This window comes from Bradyrhizobium sp. WSM1253, assembly GCF_000244935.1.
Classification (GTDB): domain Bacteria; phylum Pseudomonadota; class Alphaproteobacteria; order Rhizobiales; family Xanthobacteraceae; genus Bradyrhizobium; species Bradyrhizobium canariense.
This window is the reverse complement of sequence record NZ_JH600073.1, coordinates 4,667,006-4,688,203: the sequence shown is the minus strand read 5'-3', so window position 1 is coordinate 4,688,203 and position 21,198 is coordinate 4,667,006. Positions and strand designations below refer to the sequence as shown.

Sequence of the window (21,198 nt, the reverse complement as noted above, 5' to 3'; positions counted from 1 at the left end):
GCGAAGGCACGGAAGCAGGCGCACCGGCATGAGTAGATTTGCCGCGCAGGCGGTGCGTTCCCCTCTCCCCTTGTGGGAGACGGGTGAGGAGTATGTGTCCGCGACTACTCCGCTTCGAGCTCGCGGAGAGCCACCCCTCATCCGGCGCTTCGCGCCACCTTCTCCCACAAGGGGAGAAGGGAAGAGCGTTCCACCCTGCGGATTTAAGCCGCCTTCGCCGCGCTCCCACCCGGCAATCCCGCCCGGGCGAGGCCGCCGTAGAGCTGCTCATTCGGCATTTCCTCGCGCAGGATCCTGCGCACCGCGATCAATTTCTCCAAATCGATGCCGGTCGCAAAGCCCTTGCTCTCGCACAGGAACACGAGATCCTCGAACACGACATTGCCGGTCGCGCCGGGAGCGAAGGGGCAGCCGCCGAGGCCGCCGAGCGAGCCGTCGAGGATACGCGCGCCTTCGTCGAGCGCCGCGGCCGCGTTCGCGATGCCCATGCCGCGGGTGTCGTGGAGATGGATGCAGATCGGCTTTGACCCCGCGAGCTTCACCGCGGCGCGCGTCAGCTCCGCCACCTGCTTCGGCCCGGCATAGCCGACGGTGTCGGCGATGCCGACGAAATCGACACCGGCCTCCAGGCATTTGTCGACCAGCCGCAGCACTTCTGCAGGGTCGACCGCCCCGGTGATCGAGCAGCCCAGCGCCATCGAGATCGCCGCGTTGACCAGCGGCTTGTGGCTGGTGCCATCGCGCATCTCGCACAGGCGTTTCAGATTGGCGATCGCGGACTCGCGCGAGCGGTGCGCATTGGCCTGGCTGTGCTCTTCCGTTGCCGAGACCACGGAGGCGATTTCGCCGACGCCGGATTCCAGCGCCTCGTTCACGCCGCGTTCGTTGAGCGCAAGCGCGATGCCATGCGCGCCGGACAATGAAGCGACGGTCGCGACGACATCACGAACATCGATAAATTGCGGAAACGTCTTCGCCGGCAGGAACGAGCCGACCTCGAAATGCCGCACACCGGCGGCATATTCCTCGCGCACCCAGCGTTGCTTGGCTTCGGTCGACGGAATTTTCTTCACGAGCTGGAGCCCGTCGCGCAGGCCGACTTCGCGCAGGCTGACGCGTTCTGCGGGGTAAATCTCCTGAATCCGGCTCATGCGCGCCTCCCTGTTGTTTTTGACGTGGCGTCTTCATTTTCGGTGTTGATCTCGGCGCGAACGGTCGCGGTGTCGCCCCCGAGCGGCGCGACCCTCAGGCCTTCGCCTATATGGCTGCCGTTCCACTCGATCGGCAGCGCCGGCACCCGGAACGGCTTGCCGTCGGCGGTGACATTGTTGACGAGGCCGCCCGGCCGCAGCACATGCGGATCGGTGAAGAGATCCTCGGGCCGGTTGATCGCAGAAAAGCAGATGTTGAGCGCATCGAGCCTCTGCGACAGTCTTGCCACGTCCCACTGCCTGATGATCCCGGCCGCGCGCGGAATGATCCGCCCACGCGCCAGAATGCGATCGGTCGTGGTGCGCAAGGCGGGATCATCGAGGAATTCAGTCAGGCCGAACTCGCGGCAAAAGCTCTGCCAATGGCCTTCGGTGACGACGCCGATGAAGATGCGCTCGCCGCCGGCGGTCTCGAAGATGTCGTAGATCGGCCACGCATGCTCGCGCTCCGGCATCGAGCGCGGCTTGTTGCCGGTCATCTCGTATTCGACCATGTGCTGGGCAACCAGAAACAGGCAGTTCTCGAACAGGCCGATGCGGATGTCGGCGCCGTCGCGTTGTCCCCCGCGCTTCTGATAGAGCGCAGCGAGGATCGCGATCACACCGAACATGCCGCCCATGATGTCGTTGGCGGACGAGCCGACACGCTGGGGCTTTTCGCTGGTGCCGGTCATGGCGGCAAGCCCCGCCATCATCTGCACGACCTCGTCGAGCGCGGGGCGGTGCTCGTAGGGACCGGAGAGGAAACCCTTGTGGCCGGCGATGATCAGCTCCGGATGCCGGCGGCGCAGTTCGTCGGCGCCAAGCCCCTGCTTCGCGAGCTGGCCGTCGCGAAAATTCTCCAGGAACACGTCGGCCGTCGCCAGCAGCCGGTGCATGGTGTCGAGATCCTCAGGCTTCTCGAAATCCAGCACCACGCTGCGCTTGCCGCGGTTGAACAACGGGAAGAAAGCGGTGCCCATGCCTCCCAGGCTCCGGGTCTTGTCGCCCGCGGGCGGCTCGACCTTGATCACGTCGGCTCCGAGCTGCGCCAGGATCATGCCGCAGGTCGGGCCCATGACCATGTGGGTCATCTCGATGACGCGCACGCCTGCAAGCGGCAATCCGGCCACCGATTCTTCCGTCGCCATATGCGCCTGTTCCTTTGCCCGGCTGGTTCCGCTTGTTGTCAAGCGGGTTGGTGAAGCAACGGTCTTGCCGAATTCATCGTGGCTTCGTTGATGCGGGCGGTCAATCCGGCCATAAGCGGTGCCGCCGATCTCCCTTGCCGAAGTGGCCCGGGGTGTCTACCTCTCGCGGGTGATTTCGTGAGAGGTACTCCCATGCTGGATGCCGCCGTCAAGGCGCTGTCGCAAATGATCTCGCCGCCGATGCGCTCGATCCTGTGGCGGTCGATCGGCGTCGCACTGGTGCTGATCATCGTGCTGGCGATCGGCTTGCAGCGGCTCCTGAGCTGGTTTGCGACCTATGGCGAGGCCTGGCTGGAAGGCCTGCTCGGTCCGGGCTGGCACTCATCGCTCGAGGTGTTGTCCTGGATCATTTCGATCGCCGCGGGCTTCGGCGTCGTGTTCGGGGCTGTGTTCCTGATGCCCGCCATCACCTCGCTGGTGGCGAGCCTGTTCGTCGACGACGTCGCCGACATCGTCGAGCGCGAGCACTATCCGGCGGAGCGGCCGGGCGTCGCGCTGCCGTTCAGCCAGGCGATCTACGAGGGCGTCAAGACCGCGCTGCTGACGATCCTGGTCTACCTGATCGCGTTGCCGCTGGTGCTGTTCGCCGGCGCCGGTTTCCTGGTCTTCTTCCTCGCCACGGCCTGGCTGCTCGGCCGCGAATATTTCGAGCTCGCGGCGATGCGGTTTCGCTCGCCGGAGGAAGCCAAGGCGATGCGGCGCGACAATGCCGCGACCATCTTCACCGCGGGCCTGTTCATCGCAGCCTTCGTCTCGATCCCGATCGTCAATCTGGCGACGCCGATCTTCGCCATGGCCTTCATGGTCCACATGCATAAGCGGCTCTCAGGCCCGCGGCCCGAGCTGATCGAGCCGGCGCGACAGATGCGGTGAGGGGACGCTCCCTCTCCCGCTTGCGGGAGAGGTGACCAACCCCGTCGCGCGATCGGGCGAACCAACCATCGTCGCATTCAGGCGACCTTCACTCCGCATCTGCGCAACAGCATCCTGGCGAAGCCGAACGGCGCCGGCGTGAACGGGCCGGGCGGGGCACGGGTAACAAGCGCGACGACGCCGAGCGCGGCCATCGCCACCCAGAAGCACAGCCAGAAGCCGTCGATATAGGCGAGCACATTGGCCTCGCGCTGGACGAAGCCCGCGAGCGTACCGACCGCGCGTGCCTGTGCCGAGCCGGCACCATGGGCCGCAAAATGGTCGGCGAGCTGTTTCAGCATGCGGACCACATCGACGTCGCCGACGCCGAGATTCTGGCCGAGATAGAAGGAATGGATCTGCTCGCGGACGCGCAGCCACGTCCCCATCAACGCCACGCCGATCTCGGCACCGCCGAGCCGCATGATCTGGATATAGGCGGCAAACGAGGTCGCGCGGCTCGGATCGGAATTGGACAGCAGCGTGATGATCAGCGGCAGCAAGGTCAACGACTGCCCGATCGCCTGGAGCAGCACGATGCCGGCGAAATCCTCACGCGCCCAATCATGACTGAGCTGCGTGCCCCAGAGATTGGCGGCGGCGAAACAGGCAAATCCCACGACCACCACTGTCCGCGTATCGAAATGCCGCAGCAGCCAGATCGAGAGCGGCACCAGCACGAACATCGGCAACGCGCCGTAGGTGAGCAGCAGCAAGCCACTCTGCTCCGGCCTGAGCAGGGCGATGTTGGCGAGGAAATTCGGCACCAGCGACGCGTTGGACAGGCTGGTCAGCGTGTAGAGCAGGATCAGGACCAGCCCCAGGCCGATATTGCGCGAGAACAGGACGTTCACATGCGCCCAAGGCTGCCGCACCAGGGATTCGTTGACGAGAAAACCCGCGACCAGCACCGCGCCGGCAATGATCAACGCCATCACCGTTCCCGACCCCAGCCAGTCCAGCCGATTGCCTTGGTCGAGCCCGGCATAGATCATCGAGACGCCGGCGCCGAGCAGCAGCATGCCGCCCCAATCGGCCTCACGCAGCAAAGCGCGATTCACCGGCTCGTTCGGCGTGCCCCAATAAACCATCAGGCCCATCAGCGGCGCGATCACGACGCTCTGCCAGTACAGCCATTGCCAGCCGAGATGGTCGACATAGAAGCCGACCAGCGAGCTCGAGGTATCAAGCGCGAAGCCGACGCGGATCGAATAGATCGAGATCGCTGGGAGCCACCAGCGGATCGGCAAATTGCGGAACACGATCATCAACGTCGCCGGCACGAAGGTGCCGAGCAGGAGGCCATGCACGACGCTGAGCGCGAGCAATGTCGGATAGTCGTGCACGAACGGGATGATCAGCGAGACCGCGGCATAGACGAGGCTCGGGATACCGAGCACACGTCGCAGGCCGAATACGGTGGCAAGCCAGGCCACCGCGGGTGCGATGAAGATCTGCGAGCCGATGCCTGCTGTGGAGAGCCAGGCGCCCTCGTCGAACGAGAGCGAGAACGCGCCGCGCAGGTCCGGCAGGCCTATTGTGGTCAGGCGGCTGTCGAAATTGGCGAGGAACGAGCCGAGCAGCACCGCCGTCACCGCAAACAGCGGCTGTGGCGCGACGCCGCCGCGCGAGAGCGGTCCGCGACTGGAATCGTCATTTTCCGCCATTGCCGGCCTTGGTGTCGATGCTGGTGACGACCGACATGCCCGGCACCAGCCGCGCCAGCAGTGGCTGGTTGTCGTCGAACTGGATGCGCACGGGAATGCGCTGCACGACTTTGGTGAAGTTACCGGTTGCGTTGTCCGGCGGCAGCAGCGCGACCTGCGCGCCGGTCGCGGGCGCAATGCGCTCGACCCGGCCGCGCAGCTTCTCGCGCGGGAAACTGTCGACAGTGATCTCGACTGGCTGGCCCGGTGCGACGTGGGTCAGCTGGGTCTCCTTGTAGTTCGCGATCACGTAGACCTTCGGCAACGGCACAACGTTGATGAGATTGGTGCCGATGTTGACGTAGTCGCCAGGCTGGACCTGCCGCTCGCCGACGACGCCGTCGAACGGTGCCGATATCTTGGTGTAGCCGAGCTTGAGCTTCGCACTCGCCAGTGTTGCCTTGGTCGCTTCGAGATCGGCGGCGCGCTGCTTCCTGGTGCCTTGCAGCACCTCGAGCTGGTGCTGCTGGGCCGCGATCACGGCGCGGCTCGCGCGCACGTCGGCCTGCGCCTTGGCATAGCCTGCGACCGCCTGCTCGAACCGCTGCCGCGTGCCGGATTCGGTCTGCGACAGCGACTGCTGGCGCTCCTGCTCCTGCCGCGCCTCGACCTCCACGGCTTCGGCCGAGAGCCGCGCGGCCTGCGCCTGTGCAATCGTCGCATATTGCAGCTCGATCTGATTGGCCAGATTGTCGAGCACGGCTTGCGCGGCGGCGACCGCCGCTTCGGACTGCGCGACTTGCGCCTCATAGTCGGCAGGATCGATCTGGATCATGAGATCGCCGGCCTTGACGCGCTGGAAATCGGTGACCCCGACGGTCAGCACTTCGCCGGAGACGCGACTGGCAAGCCGCGTCAGCTCGGCGCGCACATAGGCGTCGTTGGTGGTCTGGACCGCCGAATTGCCGACCCATTCGTCGAAGCGCTGCGTGGCCAGCGCGACGAAGCCGAGCGCGACGATCACCGCGAACAGCGGAATCGCGAGCCGGCTCCACAGTGAACTCGCTGGTCGCTGCGTTGGCTTCGGTGGCGGCGCCGGTGTGGCAGCAGGTGGTGACGGCGAGATTTGTTCCTGCTGACTCACGCTAGACTCCAAAAACCACTTTCCCGAACGCTATTTTCAGACCGTCTTTTCCGGCCACCGGCAGAGATCGTTGATCAGGCAAACCTCGCAGCGCGGCTTGCGCGCGAGGCAAGTATAGCGGCCATGCAGGATCAGCCAATGATGGGCATGCAGCATGAACTCGGCCGGGATCACCTTTTCGAGACCGAGCTCGACCTCCAGCGGCGTCTTGCCGGGCGCAAGTCCGGTCCGGTTGCCGACGCGGAAGACATGCGTGTCGACTGCCATGGTGTGCTCGCCGAAGGCCATGTTGAGCACGACATTGGCGGTCTTGCGCCCGGCGCCGGGCAGTGACTCGATCCCGGCGCGCGTGCGCGGCACCTCGCCGCCGAACTCGCTGAGCAGCTTCGCCGACAGCGCAATGACGTTCCTGGCCTTGGTGCGATAGAGCCCGATGGTCTTGATGTACTCGCGCAGGCGTTCCTCGCCGAGGTCGAGCATCTTCTGCGGCGTGTCGGCGATCGCAAACAGCGCGCGCGTCGCCTTGTTGACGCCGGCATCGGTCGCCTGCGCCGACAGCACCACGGCGACCAGCAGCGTGAACGGATTGACGTGCTCAAGCTCGCCTTTGGGCTCCGGGTTGGCTTTGCGGAAACGGCTGAAGGCCTCGCGGACTTCTGGCGGCGTCCAAGGCCTCATGGCCTTGAGGGATTTCTTGCCGGGGGCCTTGGGCTTCGCGGCGGCCGCCTTCGCCTTTTTCTTCGGCACGGACGTTTTGCGCGGGGCCGGCTTGCGGGTGATTTTCGCCATGATCGGGATATACTGAGGGACGATGAGCACAGGCAATGAAATTGCGCGCGAACGATCGGGAAGCGAGGCTGAGCCTCAGATCTTTTCCGCGCGCCTGACGCCGCACCGCTCGCTGAACCGCACCGGCTTCCTCGCGGTGATGCTGTTCCTGAGCGCCGTCAGCTTCGTCACCGGCCTCGTCTTCCTGATGATGGGCGCGTGGCCGGTGTTCGGCTTCTTCGGCCTCGATGTGCTGGTGATCTGGTGGGCCTTCAAGGCCAATTTCCGCGCGGCGCGGGCCAGCGAGGAGATCGTGGTCACGCCCTCTGAATTACGCGTGCGGCGCGTCAGCCAGCACGGCCAAATCGTCGAATGGACATTCAATCCGCTCTGGGTCCGGCTGGACATGGAAATCGACGAGGATTTTGGCATCGAGCACCTCTATCTGATCTCGCGAGGTCACCAGATCCAGATCGCCCGCTTCCTCGGACCGGATGAAAAAGCAAGTTTTTACAAGGGTTTGGTTGAGGCATTAAATGCCGCCAGGCGCGGTCCGACCTACAATCCGGTGACCTGATTTGCGGATCGGAAATCGGGTGGTTTCGCACCCTGCCCTCTCCTACATTTGTCGTCATGATGACACTCGCGATACATGACCAGCGCCTGGCCGGGCCGGGCTCCCAGAACGCCGCGATGCGCGACTATGATTCCGTGCGCCGGGCGATCGCCTTCATTTCGGAAAACTGGCGCGCGCAGCCGACCATCGAGGCGATGGCGGATGCGGCCGGCGTCACCCCGGACGAACTGCACCATTTGTTCCGCCGCTGGGCCTCGATCACGCCGAAGGCGTTTATGCAGGCGCTCACGCTCGATCACGCCAAGGGCTTGCTCAGGGATTCCGCGAGCATCCTCGATGCGGCGCTCGACTCGGGCCTGTCGGGTCCGGGGCGCTTGCACGATCTCTTCGTCACGCACGAAGCGATGTCGCCGGGCGAATGGAAGAACGGCGGCGCGGGGCTGATCTTGCGCTATGGCTTTCATCACTCGCCGTTCGGCACTGCGATCGTGATCGCGACCGATCGCGGATTGTCGGGACTTGCTTTCGCCGATCCCGGTGAGGAACAGGTGGCGCTTGCCGATATGACGCGGCGATGGCGGAACGCAACTTACGTCGAGGATCACGAAGGCACCGCACCGCTGGCGCAGCGCATCTTCGACACAAAGCTCTGGCGGCCGGACCAGCCGCTGCGCGTGGTGATGATCGGCACCGATTTCGAGGTCCGGGTGTGGGAGACGTTGCTGAAGATCCCGATGGGCCGCGCGGTGTCCTATTCGGACATCGCCTGCAACATCAACAGCCCGAAAGCCTCACGCGCCGTCGGCGCCGCCGTCGGCAAGAACCCCGTGTCCTTTGTCGTGCCCTGCCACCGCGCTCTCGGCAAGAGCGGTACGCTCACCGGCTACCACTGGGGCATCACCCGCAAGCAGGCGATGCTGGGCTGGGAGGCCGGGCAGCTGGGGATGCAGTAAGACTGTCATCGGCAAAGTTTCGTAGGGTGGGCAAAGGCGCGCACTTCGCGCGCCGTGCCCACCATCGTTCCGCAATCGCTGCTGCATGGTGGGCACGCTACGCTTTGCCCACCCTACAATTCTGCGTGCTTAGCGCGGCCTAGCCGCCCCTCATCTTCAGCCCGCCAGATCCAGCTTCGAGGCCACCGTCGAATCCGCATTGAGGCGGTAGATGATCGGCACGCCGGTGGCGAGCTCGCGCTTCAAAATGCCTTCGGGCGAGAGCTTTTCCAGCACCATGATCAGCGCGCGCAGCGAATTGCCGTGGGCGGCGACCAATGTGCGCTTCCCGTTGAGCACGCCGGGCAGGATCTCCTGCACGTAATAGGGCAATGCGCGCGCGAGCGTGTCCTTCAGGCTTTCACCGCCGGGCGGTGGCACGTCGTAGGAGCGGCGCCAGATCAGCACCTGGTCCTCGCCCCATTTCTTGCGGGCGTCGTCCTTGTTGAGCCCCGAGAGATCGCCATAGTCGCGCTCGTTCAGCGCGAGGTTCTTCGTCGTCGGCAGGCCCTTCTGGTCGAGCTCGCCGAGAATGAGATCGAGCGTGTGCTGTGCGCGCGTCAACACCGAGGTGTAGGCGACGTCGAACACGAGGCCCTGCGCCTTCAGCTTGCGGCCGGCTTCCGAGGCTTCCTTCACGCCGAGCTCGGTGAGATCAGGGTCCTTCCAGCCCGTGAACAGGTTCTTCAGATTCCATTCGCTCTGACCGTGCCGCACCAGCACGAGAAGACGTTCGCTCATTGATTGCTTTCCGTTTAGTTCAAATGTCAGACAGGCCGAGCACGTCGGCCATGGAATAGTGCCCCGGCTTCTTGCCGTGCGCCCAGAGCGCGGCCTTCAGCGCGCCGTGGGCGAACAGCATGCGATCCTCCGCGTGATGCGACAGCGTCAGGCGTTCGAACGGGCCGAGGAAGCTCACGCTGTGATCGCCGGCCGCGGTGCCGCCGCGCAACGACGCAAAGCCGATATCGCCGGGCTTGCGCGCGCCGGTGATGCCGTCGCGGCCGCGATCTGCATGCTCGTCGAGCGCGATGCCGCGGCCGGTCGCCGCCGCCTGGCCCAGCATCAGCGCCGTGCCCGAGGGCGCATCGATCTTCATGCGGTGATGGGTTTCGACGATCTCGATGTCGAAGCTCTCGTCGAGCGCCTTGGCGACGCGCTTGACCACGGCGGCGAGCAGATTGACACCCAGGCTCATATTGCCGGACTGCACCACGACGGCGCGGTTGGTGACGCTCTTGATCACGGCGTTGTCGGAGCCCGATAGGCCGGTCGTTCCGACCACGTGCACGAGGCCGCGCTCGGCGGCGATCGCGACATTGGCCAGCGTCGCCGCGGGCACGGTGAAGTCCAGAATGCCGTCGGCGTCCTTCGACAATGCCCAGAGATCGCCGGACAGTTTGACGCCATTGGCCGGCAGGCCTGCGAGCACGCCGGCATCCTTGCCGAGCAGCTCCGATCCCGGCGCCTCCAGCGCACCGGCCAGCACCGCGCCTTTGGTCTCGGCAATCGCCCGCGTCAGCGCTCGGCCCATCCGGCCGCCGGCTCCAGCAACGATCAAGCGCATGTCGGACATGGTGCAATCCTCTCGCGGTCGTTGTAGCGGGGGGATGCAGTTCCGGCAACCAAGGGGGATTGGGGGCAGGCGGGCTTCCACCCTCCCCTGGAGCGCGGTCGCTTGCGGCCATCCTTCGAGACGCCCGCCTACGGCGGGCCCTCAGGATGAGGTCGGAATCCGTGGCAACAAATTCGACGGGCGCCGATACTGCTTAGCCTCATCCTGAGGAGACCGCGGAGCGGTCGTCTCGAAGGACGAGGCGCGCGCGCAGACCCAGCCTCAGCCGTCCGACGGCTGCGGGCCGTCATAGCCCTCGATGATGATGAGGTCGGCGACGGAGTGCGGCTGGCGCACCTTGATGTTGGCCTGGTATTCCGGCGAGTTGTAGCAGGCGATCGCGGTCTCGTAGTCAGGGAATTCGATCACGACGTTGCGGGTGCGGCTACTGCCTTCGACTGTGGTGAACTTGCCGGCGCGGACGACGAAGCGGCCACCCCATTTCTTGAAGATCGGACCATTGGCGACGGCATAGGGCTTGTAGCCCTCGTCGCTGCTCACGTCGACACGTCCGATCCAGTAGCCTTTTGCCATTGTTCTTCTCCCTGTGTTGTTGGGCTTCTATTTGAGCATGATCTGATCGGAAAACCGCTGCACACTTTGCGCTAACGCGGCCCTTCGGGTCCGGATCATGCTCCGAGTGCCTCGGCGATCTCGCTCTGGATCGCCTCCGCGATCGCCTTGGGGTCCGTGGCTTCCACCACCGGCCGCCCGACGACGAGATAGTCCGCGCCGGCCGCAATCGCGCGGCCCGGCGTCATGATGCGTTTCTGATCGCCGCTCGCCGCGCCCGCCGGCCGGATGCCGGGGGTGACGAGGCTCATCTGGTGGCCGACGATCTTGCGCAAGGCTCCGACTTCCTCGGGCGACGACACCAGCCCGTCGATGCCGAGCACCTGCGCCTGCTGGGCGCGCGCTTCGACGAGCTCGGAGACGCCGAGCCGGAAGCCTGCCGCGTGCAGATCGTCCTCGTTGTAGGAGGTCAAAACAGTGACGGCGAGGATCTTCAGGTTCGAGCTGCCGCGACCTTCGACGGCACCTTTCATGGTCTGCGGATAAGCGTGCACGGTGAGGAAGGTCGCGCCGAGCCTGGTGATGCTGTCGACGCCCTGCGCCACGGTGTTGCCGATGTCGTGCAGCTTGAGATCGAGAAAGACCTTCTTGCCCTTGTCGGCGAGCTTGCCGACCAGCGGCAAGCCGCCGGCATAAGCCAGCCGATAGCCGATCTTGTAGAAGGTGACGCTGTCGCCGAGCCGGTTGACCATCGCTTCCGCGGCGTCAACGCCGGGCAGATCGAGCGCGACGATCAGGCGGTCTTTCGGGGCGATCTCGGCTGGCGTCATGTCACCTCACATCATGCGTTGGGAAATGTCGATCAACTGCCGCACCAGGTCCTTCAACGCGGCGAGATCACCCTCGTGCTTCAGCCTGTCCATATCGTCATAGGCCTGGTCGGCAAAGGCGAGCGTGAGCTGGCTGGCAATCACATTGGCGTGGCAGGAGGTCAGGATCAGCCGCAGCGCCTGCAGCGCGCGAGCCGCGCCGAGCCGGCTCTGCGAGGCGCCGGCGAGCGCGAAGACGCGGTTGCGGAACACCTCGCCACGCGGCTCGTGCAGCTCATGCACGCGACTGACCCAGTCGATCGCGTTCTTCAGCAGCGGCGGCACCGAGGCATTGTATTCGGGCGAGACGATCAGCACGCCATGATGCGCGCCGATCATGCGCTTGAGATTGATTGCGTGTTTGGGCACACCGGACTTGGCCTGCAGGTCGCCGTCATAAATCGGCAGCGGAAAATCGGCGAGCGAGACGCGGGTGACGTCGACGCCGGCCTGGTCGAATGCATAGGCGGCGACCGCTGCCAGCTTCGCATTGTGCGAGCCGGTGCGCAGGGAGCCGGGAATGATCAGAATTTTCGGTGCGGACATCCGCTTCCATGCGTTCGGCGAAACGAGCCCGCCACGCAAACAGCAATGCCGGCGGAATTAGTCCTTGCGATACACCCAGACGCGGGCCGGCGGAAGGTTCATCCAGATCCGTTCGGAGGCCTCTGTGGACACGCCGGGCAGCGATTTCGGAATCGGCGGCACCACCGCGTAGGTGAACTGGACGAAGGGCGCACCGGGCGCCAGGGCCGTGAAGGCGTCGCGGATCAGCCGCAGCCGCGTCAGCATCGGTTTTGTGACCAGCGGCAGGCCCGAGACGACCGCGGAGGCCGGCGCGCTCAGCACGTTCCACAGCGTGTCGCGCAGGCGATAGGCATCGCCCTGCACCACCTTGGCCTGCGGATAGCGGTCGCGCAGCAGGGCGCAGAAGCCCGGATTGTATTCGACGAGGACGAGACGCTTCTGGTCGACGCCGCGCTCGACCAGGGCCGAGGTGATGGCGCCGGTGCCGGGGCCGAGCTCAACCACCGGTGCGTCCGAATTGACGTCGACGTAATGGGCCATGGTCCGGGCCAGCAGCTTGCCCGACGGCATCACCGCACCCATGTGGAGGGGCTTTTCGATCCATGACCGGAGAAAACGCACCTCGTCATCGAGACGGGGCTTCTTCAACGCACGCGCGGACGATGGCAATGGCATGTCGGGACCGGCCGGGACCGCGTGACCGCGGCGTGTCAGAAAATGGTCATAAAGACGTATAGGCCGAAGGCGGCACGGTCAAGACGCGTCAACTCGCCCGATTACCGAAGAAATCCTTGACCTTGGTGAAGAAACCCTCGGATTCCGGCTGGGTGTTGCCGGAGGAGAGCTTGTCGAACTCGGCCAGCAATTCCTGCTGCTTTTTGGTGAGGTTCTGCGGGGTCTCGACCACGACCTGAACGTACATGTCGCCCATTTGGCGCGAGCGCAGCACCGGCATGCCTTTTGATGCGATGCGGAATCGGCGGCTGGACTGGGTCCCGGCTGGGACCTTCACCTTGGTCTTGCCCTTCTCGATGGTCGGCACCTCGAACTCGCCACCAAGCGCCGCCGTCACCATCGAGATCGGCACACGACAATGCAGATCGGCGCCGTCGCGCTGGAAGAACTGGTGCTGGGCCAGCGACAGGAAGATGTAGAGGTCGCCGGGCGGGCCGCCGCGGACCCCGGCCTCGCCCTCGCCGGCGAGCCTGATCCTGGTGCCGTCCTCGACTCCAGGGGGAATGTTGACCGACAGATTCCGCTCGCGGGTGACGCGCCCCTGACCCGAGCAGGACGGGCAGGCGTCCTCGATCATCTGGCCGCGGCCCTGGCAGCCCGGACAGGTCCGCTCCAGCGTGAAGAAGCCTTGCGACTGCCGTACGCGTCCGGCGCCGCCGCAGGTCGAGCAGGTCTTCGGCTTGGTGCCGGCCTTGGCCCCGATGCCCGAACAGGCTTCGCAAGTGACCGAGACCGGAATCTCGATCTGCGCGGTCTTGCCGCCAAAAGCTTCCTCGAGCGTGATTTCCATGTTGTAGCGCAGGTCGGCGCCGCGCTCGCGGCCGCCACGGCCGCCGCGCTGTCCGGCCATGCCGAACAAATCTTCGAAAATGTCGGAAAAGGAGGAGGCGAAGCCCGCGCCGAAACCGGCGCCGCCACCGCCGCCCTGCTCGAAGGCGGCATGGCCGTAACGGTCATAGGCGGCGCGCTTGTCCTTGTCTTTCAGGACCTCGTAGGCCTCGTTGATTTCCTTGAACTTGACTTCGCTGGTGTTGTCCCCGGGATTACGGTCGGGGTGAAACTTCATCGCCAGCTTGCGGAACGACGATTTCAGGACGGAATCGTCGGCATCGCGTTCGACTTCGAGGGTTTCGTAGTAGCAGCGCTTGGTGGACGTGGACATGATGAGCTCAGTCTATCCGATCGCGATTCAAGTCGGAGCGAAGCAACGTCGCCATGCAACGATATAGGCAGCCTTCCGCCTCGCGACAGAGGATTGCATGGCAGTGTTCAGAATAACGGCTGGGAATTGATCGATCGTAACGGGCCCAAATTTAAAGCCTTGGTCCGTCGAGCCCGACACGATGGCCTCCCCCGCGAGGGAGGAGGCCGTTGGCGCGTGTGGGGTCCAAGCCGTCCGCATCATCACCCTCGCGGGGTTCAGGCGGACTTCTTGTTGGTCTTGTCGTCGTCGACTTCGGTGAATTCCGCGTCGACGACGTCGTCCTTGGCCGCGTCCTTCTTGGCGTCGGCCTCGGCCTGCTGCTTGTACATGGCCTCGCCGAGCTTCATCGATGCCTGGGCCAGCGTTTGGGTCTTGGCCTTGATCGCTTCGGCATCGTCGCCCTTCAGCGCTTCCTTGAGGTCGCTGACGGCATCCTCGATGGCGCGGCGCTCAGTCTCGGCGACCTTCGAACCGTGCTCGGCCAGTGCCTTCTCGGTCGAATGCACAAGTCCGTCCGCGTCGTTCTTGGCAGTCACGGCCTCGCGGCGCTTCTTGTCCGCCTCAGCATTGGCCTCGGCGTCCTTGACCATCTTCTCGATGTCGGCTTCCGACAGACCGCCAGAGGCCTGGATGCGGATCTGCTGCTCCTTGGACGTGGCCTTGTCCTTGGCCGAGACGTTGACGATGCCGTTGGCGTCGATGTCGAAGGTCACCTCGATCTGCGGCATGCCGCGCGGGGCCGGCGGAATGCCCATCAGGTCGAACTGGCCGAGCATCTTGTTGTCGGCCGCCATTTCACGCTCGCCCTGGAAGACGCGGATGGTGACCGCGTTCTGGCTGTCCTCGGCGGTCGAGAACACCTGGCTCTTCTTGGTCGGGATCGTGGTGTTGCGGTCGATGATGCGGGTGAACACGCCGCCCAGCGTCTCGATGCCCAGCGACAGCGGGGTCACGTCGAGCAGCAGCACGTCCTTGACGTCGCCCTGAAGCACGCCGGCCTGGATCGCGGCGCCGATCGCCACGACTTCGTCCGGGTTGACGCCCTTGTGCGGCTCCTTGCCGAACAGTTGCTTCACGACTTCCTGGACCTTCGGCATGCGGGACATGCCGCCGACCAGCACCACTTCGCCGATCTCGGCGGCGGTGAGGCCGGCATCCTTCAACGCCTTGCGGCAGGGCTCGACGGTCTTCTGGACGAGGTCATCGACCAGCGCCTCGAACTTGGCGCGGGTGAGCTTCATCGTCAGATGCTTCGGGCCGGTCTGGTCCGCGGTGATGAAGGGCAGGTTGATCTCGGTCTGCGTCGTCGACGACAGCTCGATCTTGGCCTTTTCAGCGGCTTCCTTCAGGCGCTGCAACGCGAGCTTGTCGTTGCGCAGGTTGATGCCCTGCTCCTTCTGGAATTCGTCGGCGAGATAGCCGACGAGGCGCATGTCGAAGTCTTCGCCGCCGAGGAAGGTGTCGCCGTTGGTCGACTTCACCTCGAACACGCCGTCGCCGATTTCGAGAATCGAGATATCGAACGTGCCGCCGCCGAGATCGTACACGGCGATCGTGCCGGCCTTGGTCTTGTCGAGGCCGTAGGCGAGCGCGGCCGCGGTCGGCTCGTTGATGATGCGCAGCACTTCAAGGCCCGCGATCTTGCCGGCGTCCTTGGTCGCCTGGCGCTGGGCGTCGTTGAAGTAGGCGGGCACGGTGATGACGGCCTGGTCGACCTTCTGGCCCAGATGGGCTTCCGCGGTCTCCTTCATCTTCTGCAAGATGAACGCCGAGACCTGCGAGGGCGAGTAGGTCTGACCGTCGGCCTCGACCCAGGCGTCGCCGTTGGAAGCCTTCACGATCTTGTACGGAACGAGCTTCTTGTCCTTCTCGACCATCGGGTCGTCGTAGCGGCGGCCGATCAGGCGCTTCACTGCGAAGAACGTGCGCTCGGGATTGGTGACCGCCTGGCGCTTGGCCGGCTGGCCGACGAGGCGCTCACCGTCGTCCGTCACGGCGACGATCGAAGGCGTCGTGCGCATGCCTTCGGAATTCTCGATGACTTTGGCGTTCTTGCCATCCATTACGGCGACGCACGAATTCGTGGTACCGAGGTCGATCCCGATGACCTTTCCCATGGTCCTATATCCTTGTTTTTGCGGCAGGCTGGCTGGGCCCAGAAGGCACCCGAACCGAAACCCCCTAAGATCAAACATTCGCGATATTGCGATGGTTGGGGGTCATATAGGAGGGGGGGAGGTGCCTGCAAGGACCGAACGCAAGTTTCGGCCGTGAAAACATTGGGTTTTGGAAGAACATATCCGGGCTGCACCGCCCTTGCGGGTGAGGAAATATTAACAGGTCCCGCGATCGGCCCGCATCCGTCACAGCATCCCGCCCCGCCCTGTTGCGGCCAGACCAAAACCGCTAAAAGGCGGGCAGCCGGCCGGGCTCGTCATCAGGCCGCCTCGCGCGACAAAACGGCCGGCTGGCCACCATCGAACGGCCTCAATGTGAACCAATCAGAGTGCCCATGAAGCTGATCCGCCCCCTCGCCGCGCTCGTCCTCCTCGTCGCCTCTGCGCTTCCGGCTCTGGCTGCCGACGCCGTTTTCCCACCTGGCTTGCGCCTCGGCATGGTGCCATTGGTCGGCCTTAACACGGCCAAGACTTTTCCCGGCTTCGAGAGCGAGGACGGCAGCGTCAAGGTGCTGATCACAGAGCTGCCGCCGGCGGCCTATGGCGAGGTCGTGAGCGCCTTCAACTCCAATCCGGCCGGAGCCAACGGCGTCAAGCAGGACAAGATCGAGACGCCCGCGGGACTTGCCTATTTCACCACCGAGAGCGGCAAGGCCGGCGAGACCCCGGTGCGGCGCTATTCGATGATCGTGCCGGGCGCCGGCTTCTCCGGCTATGTCGCGGTGCAGATTCCCGAGAATGCGGTCAAGATCTACACCGACGAGGCGGTGCGGCAGATGTTTGCGAGCGTCGTCACCCGCAAGCAGGTCTCGGCCGACGAGCAGATCGCGCTGATGCCGTTCAAGATCACCGATCTCGCCGACTTCAAGGACGTCCGCATGCTGGCGCCGGGCTCGAGCATCATCCTGGCCGACGGCGACGAGAGCTCCGGCTATGAATCGAAGCCGTTCATCATCCTCGGCGTGATTGGCGCCACCCCGCAAGCCGCCGACGACCGTGCCCGCTTTGCCCAGGAGGCGGCGCTCCAGATTCCCGGCGTGCGCGAATCGCGCGTCACCATGTCCGAGCCGATCCGCATCAGCGGCCAGCAGGGGTTCGAGACCCGGATCGACGGCGTCAGCGGCAAGGACAAGACGCCGGTGACCGTGGTGCAGTGGATCCGCTTCAGCAGCGGCGGCGCCTCGCTGCGCATCATCGCCAGCGCCCCGCGCGAGCAATGGCCGACTGCCTTCACCCGCTTCCGCGCGGTCCGCGACGGCATCCAGCCAAAGGGCTAGCAGCATCTGCGCATGAGATGCGCTCCTCCCCCGCTTGCGGGGGAGGGCTGGGGAGAGGGTGTCGCCGCACAGGGACACTCCCCCAGAGGATAGAACCCTCACCCGCCGCGCTCTCCGAGCGCAGCGACCTCCCCGCAAGCGGGCGAGGTGCACCGAACCCGCGGCTCAAGCCCAACGACTCACCAAAGCCGGCTGCATTTTCGGGCTTCTGTTCGTATACGAACGGAACTAGGCTCCCCTTCCGTTGAGTTCATCCTGGAGGGAGGCGAATGATGCTGGATCGGCGACAAGTCTTGGCGGCGCTCGGGACGAGCGCGCTCGTGGCGCTCGCGCCAACCGCGATTCTGGCAGCGGCATCGATCAAGCCGGACGATGCATCCGCGCTGCTCGTGATCGACGTGCAGAATTGCTTCCTTCCCGGCGGCAGCCTTGCCGTGAAGGAAGGCGAGCAGGTGGTGCCCGTCATCAACAAGATCTCGAAAGCGTTTTCGAACGTGGTGATGACGCAGGACTGGCACACGCAAGGCCATGTTTCCTTTGCGTCAGTCCACGCCGGCAAGAAGCCGTTCGAGACCGTCGATCTTCCCTACGGCAAGCAGGTGCTGTGGCCCGACCATTGCGTGCAGGGCACCGACGGCGCCGCGCTGTCGAAAGACCTTGCGATCCCGCACGCCGAGCTCATCATCCGCAAGGGTTTTCACAAGGACGTCGACAGCTATTCGGCCTTCCTCGAAGCCGACGGCAAAACCTCGACGGGTCTCGCCGGTTATCTGAAGGCGCGAAAGATCAAGCGCGTCTTCGTCGTGGGGCTGGCGACGGATTTCTGCGTGGCCTGGACCGCGCTCGACGCGCGCAAGGCGGGCTTCGAGGTCTATGTGGTGGAAGACGCCTGCCGCGGCATCGACAATCAGGGTTCGCTCGCAAAAGCCTGGGCCGACATGGCCAAGGCCGGCGTGAAGCGGATTCAGTCCGCAGATATCGCCGCGAGCGCGTAAGAGACGCAACCGAACTGCCAGACCCTCATCCTGAGGAGCGCGCTTCTTGGCGCGCGTCTCGAAGGATGAAGGCCCCCGCTGCAGCAGCTCGGCCTGCATGGTTCGAGACGGCGCTGACGCGCCTCCTCACCATGAGGATCGATCAGTTCGCAGCGCCGTTCGGCTCGTTGCTGTTGGCGGGCGCGGCCTTGGCGCCGCCCTTGGCGACACCGACCAAGGCGGGACGCAGCACGCGCTCGCCGATGGTGTAGCCGGCCTGCATGACCTGCACGACGGTGCCCGCGGGTACCGACGCATCGGGCACCTCGAACATCGCCTGCTGGAAGTTCGGGTCGAACTTCTGGCCCAAGGGATCGAACTTCTTCACGCCGTGTTTTTCCAGCGCGCTCAGTAGCGAGCGCTCGGTCAGTTCGACGCCCTCGATCAGCGAGGCGAGGCCTGCATCGGCCGCCGCACGGGCTTCGGCCGGAACGGCATCGAGCGCGCGCTGGAGGTTGTCGGCGATGTCGAGCACGTCGCGGGCAAAGCCCGTGACGCCGTAGAGCTTGGAGTCAGCGACCTCCTTGGCGGTGCGCTTGCGCAGATTCTCCATCTCGGCCAGCGTCCGCAGCATGCGGTCGCGCGCCTCGGCGACTTCCTTCTGCAGGAGCTCGACCGAGCCGGGCTCGGGATCGTCGGGCATGATGTAGGGTTTTGACACCACGGGCTCGCCGGCCGCAGCACTCGTGTCTTCGGGTTGCCGGTCTCGATCGGTCATCGGCTCTCTTTTCGCATTCGTCTCAGGGGGTTTCTGGCCCGCATATCGTGCTTCGGGCGCCGAAAATCAAGCGCCCGTGATCGGGAGAGACGCCGGTCAGCCCCCCAGGAGCCGGCTGACGATGCGGGCAGCATAGTCCACGGTCGGGATCACACGGGCATAATTCAGCCGCGTCGGCCCGATTACGCCCAAAACGCCGACGATATGGCCGGCAGCGTCCCGATAGGGCGAGATGATGGTGGACGAGCCCGACAGCGAGAACAGCTTGTTCTCACTGCCGATGAAGATCCGCACGCCTTCCGCAGTCTCGGCCCGGCCGAGCAGGTCGATCACGCCGCGCTTGGTCTCGAGATCGTCGAACAGCAGGCGAACGCGCTCGAGATCCTCCAGCGCATGCAAATCCTCGAGCAGATTGGCGTGGCCGCGGACGATGAGCTGGCGGTCCTCGTTCTCGCCGCCGGACCAGCTGGCGATGCCGGCCGAGATCACCTTGTGCGTCAGCTGATCGAGCTCGGTGCGCGCCTCTCCGAGCGCGGTTTCGAGCTCCAGCCGGGCCTCGGCCAGGGTCCGGCCCCGGATACGGGCATTGAGGAAGTTCCCGGCTTCGGTCAACGCCGAGGATGGAACCCCCGGTGGCAGCGTCAACACGCGGTTTTCGACCTGCCCGTCCTCGCCGACCAGGATCACCAATGCCTTTTCCGGTTCCAAGCGGACGAATTCGATATGTTTCAGCCGCGCATTGGATTTCGGCGTCAGCACGACGGCGGCTGCGCGGGTCAGGCCGGAGAGCCGCGTCAATGCCTCTTCGAGCGCAGCCTCCACCGATTGCGCGTGGCCGACGGAGGTCAACTGGCTCTGAATCGCCTGCCGTTCGCTGTCATTGAGATCGCCGACCTGCATCAGGGCATCGACGAAGAACCGCAGGCCGAGTTCCGTCGGCAACCGGCCGGCGGAGGTGTGCGGGGCGTAGATCAAGCCGAGCTGTTCCAGGTCGGCCATGACGTTGCGGACCGACGCGGGCGACAGCGGCATGGCGATCAGGCGCGAAATATTGCGTGAGCCCACCGGCTCGCCGGTCGCGAGGTAGCTTTCGACGATTTGACGAAAGATGTCGCGGGAACGCTCGTTGAGCTGGGCGAGGCCCGCGCGCGGCGCGATCAGATGGATCGGATCGTGATGGGCCACAGACCGTAACTCCTCTAAGATACAGGTAATTTGTCTATCCCGGGCGCGTCTGACAAGCGTGGCGTTCGCGGATTGAAAATCGGGGGTGAATAAGGCCTCGATCTTCCCCCTTGCCGCCCACCCTCACCCAACCTACAAGCACCGCCAACAGCCCTTTTCCGAGAGTTTTGGAGGATTTCCCATGCGGCCAAGCCGCCGTGCGCCCGACGAATTGCGCCCCGTGACGCTGGAGCGCGGCGTGGTCAAATATGCGGAAGGCTCGTGCCTGGTGAAATTCGGCGACACCCATGTGCTGGTCACCGCCACGCTGGAAGACCGCCTGCCGCCATGGCTCAAGGGCCAGGGCCGCGGCTGGGTCACCGCCGAATACGGCATGCTGCCGCGCGCGACCTCGGAACGCACCCGCCGCGAGGCCTCCGCTGGAAAGCAGAGCGGCCGCACCGTCGAAATTCAGCGCCTGATCGGCCGCTCGCTTCGCACCATCATCAATCTCGAAGCACTCGGTGAGCGCCAGATCACGGTCGATTGCGACGTCCTCCAGGCCGACGGCGGCACCCGCACGGCCTCGATCACCGGTGCCTGGGTCGCGCTCGCCGATTGCGTCAGCTGGATGAAGGCGCGCAACATGGTCAAGGCCAATGTGTTGCGCGACAACGTCGCCGCGATCTCCTGCGGCATCTACAAGGGCACGCCCGTGCTCGACCTCGACTATGCCGAGGACTCCGAAGCCGATACCGACGCCAATTTCGTCATGACGGGCGATGGCCGCATCATCGAAGTCCAGGGCACCGCGGAACGCGAGCCGTTCACGGAAGCCGAGTTCCTGGCGTTGATGGCGCTTGCGCGCAAGGGCGTCGCGCGTCTCGTGGACTTGCAGAAACTGGCGGTAGCGTAGTCAATAGG

21 protein-coding genes are annotated in these 21,198 nt (G+C 64.9%); 6 read left to right on the top strand and 15 right to left on the bottom strand.

Features of this window, described 5'->3' with window-relative positions; all coding sequences use genetic code 11:
• Positions 1 to 203 precede the first annotated feature (203 nt).
• On the bottom strand, positions 204 to 1,151 hold the full coding sequence (locus tag BRA1253DRAFT_RS23615; RefSeq protein WP_007598517.1) for a hydroxymethylglutaryl-CoA lyase: 948 nt from the start codon (positions 1,149 to 1,151) through the stop codon (positions 204 to 206).
• Complete coding sequence (locus tag BRA1253DRAFT_RS23610) at positions 1,148 to 2,341, bottom strand: CoA transferase (RefSeq protein WP_007598515.1); 1,194 nt, start codon at positions 2,339 to 2,341, stop codon at positions 1,148 to 1,150. Before BRA1253DRAFT_RS23610 ends, BRA1253DRAFT_RS23615 begins: the two co-directional genes overlap by 4 nt.
• 192 nt (positions 2,342 to 2,533) lie before the next feature.
• Here BRA1253DRAFT_RS23610 and BRA1253DRAFT_RS23605 point away from each other — a divergent pair, with 192 nt between their 5' ends.
• Complete coding sequence (locus BRA1253DRAFT_RS23605; RefSeq protein ID WP_007598514.1) at positions 2,534 to 3,274, top strand: sulfate transporter family protein; 741 nt, start codon at positions 2,534 to 2,536, stop codon at positions 3,272 to 3,274.
• Between the two features lie 77 nt (positions 3,275 to 3,351).
• Here the strand turns inward: BRA1253DRAFT_RS23605 and BRA1253DRAFT_RS23600 are convergent, their stop codons facing one another.
• The 3 genes from BRA1253DRAFT_RS23600 to nth are packed head-to-tail and all read right to left on the bottom strand — an operon-like array spanning position 3,352 to position 6,892.
• On the bottom strand, positions 3,352 to 4,980 hold the full coding sequence (locus tag BRA1253DRAFT_RS23600) for an MFS transporter (protein ID WP_007598512.1): 1,629 nt from the start codon (positions 4,978 to 4,980) through the stop codon (positions 3,352 to 3,354).
• Positions 4,967 to 6,103, bottom strand: coding sequence for an HlyD family secretion protein (locus BRA1253DRAFT_RS23595; protein WP_007598510.1), 1,137 nt, complete (start codon positions 6,101 to 6,103; stop codon positions 4,967 to 4,969). The genes BRA1253DRAFT_RS23600 and BRA1253DRAFT_RS23595 overlap by 14 nt, the downstream gene beginning before the upstream one ends.
• Positions 6,104 to 6,139: 36 nt before the next feature.
• Entirely contained in the window at positions 6,140 to 6,892 is a 753-nt protein-coding gene (nth, locus tag BRA1253DRAFT_RS23590) for an endonuclease III (protein WP_007598509.1), read from the bottom strand.
• A 22-nt stretch (positions 6,893 to 6,914) separates the two neighbouring features.
• Here nth and BRA1253DRAFT_RS23585 point away from each other — a divergent pair, with 22 nt between their 5' ends.
• Together BRA1253DRAFT_RS23585 and BRA1253DRAFT_RS23580 are read left to right on the top strand one after the other, a co-directional pair.
• Positions 6,915 to 7,448 (top strand): DUF2244 domain-containing protein, encoded by a 534-nt coding sequence (locus tag BRA1253DRAFT_RS23585; protein ID WP_007598508.1) that lies wholly within the window; start codon positions 6,915 to 6,917, stop codon positions 7,446 to 7,448.
• 56 nt (positions 7,449 to 7,504) lie between these two features.
• The gene (locus tag BRA1253DRAFT_RS23580; protein WP_007598507.1) at positions 7,505 to 8,401 is read left to right on the top strand and encodes a bifunctional helix-turn-helix domain-containing protein/methylated-DNA--[protein]-cysteine S-methyltransferase; all 897 of its coding nucleotides are present in this window, start codon (positions 7,505 to 7,507) and stop codon (positions 8,399 to 8,401) included.
• Between the two features lie 156 nt (positions 8,402 to 8,557).
• Here the strand turns inward: BRA1253DRAFT_RS23580 and BRA1253DRAFT_RS23575 are convergent, their stop codons facing one another.
• The 8 genes from BRA1253DRAFT_RS23575 to dnaK form a co-directional block, all read right to left on the bottom strand.
• Positions 8,558 to 9,181, bottom strand: a complete 624-nt coding sequence (locus tag BRA1253DRAFT_RS23575; RefSeq protein WP_007598504.1) for a 2,3-bisphosphoglycerate-dependent phosphoglycerate mutase — start codon at positions 9,179 to 9,181, stop codon at positions 8,558 to 8,560.
• Between the two features lie 19 nt (positions 9,182 to 9,200).
• Positions 9,201 to 10,016: a 4-hydroxy-tetrahydrodipicolinate reductase gene (gene dapB / locus BRA1253DRAFT_RS23570; protein WP_007598502.1), complete on the bottom strand. Its 816-nt coding sequence runs from the start codon at positions 10,014 to 10,016 to the stop codon at positions 9,201 to 9,203.
• A gap of 261 nt (positions 10,017 to 10,277) precedes the next feature.
• On the bottom strand, positions 10,278 to 10,589 hold the full coding sequence (locus tag BRA1253DRAFT_RS23565; protein ID WP_007598500.1) for a DUF1330 domain-containing protein: 312 nt from the start codon (positions 10,587 to 10,589) through the stop codon (positions 10,278 to 10,280).
• A 95-nt stretch (positions 10,590 to 10,684) separates the two neighbouring features.
• Positions 10,685 to 11,398 (bottom strand): orotidine-5'-phosphate decarboxylase, encoded by a 714-nt coding sequence (pyrF, locus tag BRA1253DRAFT_RS23560; RefSeq protein ID WP_007598498.1) that lies wholly within the window; start codon positions 11,396 to 11,398, stop codon positions 10,685 to 10,687.
• A gap of 6 nt (positions 11,399 to 11,404) precedes the next feature.
• Positions 11,405 to 11,983 carry an NADPH-dependent FMN reductase gene (locus tag BRA1253DRAFT_RS23555; protein WP_007598496.1) on the bottom strand — a complete coding sequence of 193 codons (579 nt, stop codon included), beginning with the start codon at positions 11,981 to 11,983 and terminating at the stop codon, positions 11,405 to 11,407.
• 57 nt (positions 11,984 to 12,040) lie between these two features.
• Positions 12,041 to 12,640: a class I SAM-dependent methyltransferase gene (locus tag BRA1253DRAFT_RS23550; RefSeq protein WP_007598495.1), complete on the bottom strand. Its 600-nt coding sequence runs from the start codon at positions 12,638 to 12,640 to the stop codon at positions 12,041 to 12,043.
• Positions 12,641 to 12,728: 88 nt separating this feature from the next.
• Entirely contained in the window at positions 12,729 to 13,862 is a 1,134-nt protein-coding gene (gene dnaJ / locus BRA1253DRAFT_RS23545) for a molecular chaperone DnaJ (protein WP_007598494.1), read from the bottom strand.
• A gap of 257 nt (positions 13,863 to 14,119) precedes the next feature.
• Positions 14,120 to 16,021: a molecular chaperone DnaK gene (dnaK, locus tag BRA1253DRAFT_RS23540; protein WP_007598490.1), complete on the bottom strand. Its 1,902-nt coding sequence runs from the start codon at positions 16,019 to 16,021 to the stop codon at positions 14,120 to 14,122.
• 395 nt (positions 16,022 to 16,416) lie between these two features.
• Between dnaK and BRA1253DRAFT_RS23535 the strand changes: the two genes are divergently transcribed.
• A complete protein-coding gene (locus BRA1253DRAFT_RS23535) occupies positions 16,417 to 17,358 on the top strand; it encodes a hypothetical protein (protein ID WP_007598488.1) in 942 nt (313 codons plus the stop codon).
• A gap of 272 nt (positions 17,359 to 17,630) precedes the next feature.
• Complete coding sequence (gene pncA / locus BRA1253DRAFT_RS23530) at positions 17,631 to 18,353, top strand: bifunctional nicotinamidase/pyrazinamidase (RefSeq protein WP_088941363.1); 723 nt, start codon at positions 17,631 to 17,633, stop codon at positions 18,351 to 18,353.
• 142 nt (positions 18,354 to 18,495) lie between these two features.
• Here the strand turns inward: pncA and grpE are convergent, their stop codons facing one another.
• Together grpE and hrcA are read right to left on the bottom strand one after the other, a co-directional pair.
• The gene (gene grpE / locus BRA1253DRAFT_RS23525; protein WP_007598484.1) at positions 18,496 to 19,110 is read right to left on the bottom strand and encodes a nucleotide exchange factor GrpE; all 615 of its coding nucleotides are present in this window, start codon (positions 19,108 to 19,110) and stop codon (positions 18,496 to 18,498) included.
• Positions 19,111 to 19,206: 96 nt separating this feature from the next.
• Positions 19,207 to 20,295, bottom strand: coding sequence for a heat-inducible transcriptional repressor HrcA (gene hrcA, locus BRA1253DRAFT_RS23520; RefSeq protein WP_007598483.1), 1,089 nt, complete (start codon positions 20,293 to 20,295; stop codon positions 19,207 to 19,209).
• A gap of 181 nt (positions 20,296 to 20,476) precedes the next feature.
• Here hrcA and rph point away from each other — a divergent pair, with 181 nt between their 5' ends.
• A complete protein-coding gene (gene rph, locus BRA1253DRAFT_RS23515) occupies positions 20,477 to 21,190 on the top strand; it encodes a ribonuclease PH (RefSeq protein ID WP_007598482.1) in 714 nt (237 codons plus the stop codon).
• The last annotated feature ends 8 nt before the right edge of the window (positions 21,191 to 21,198 follow it).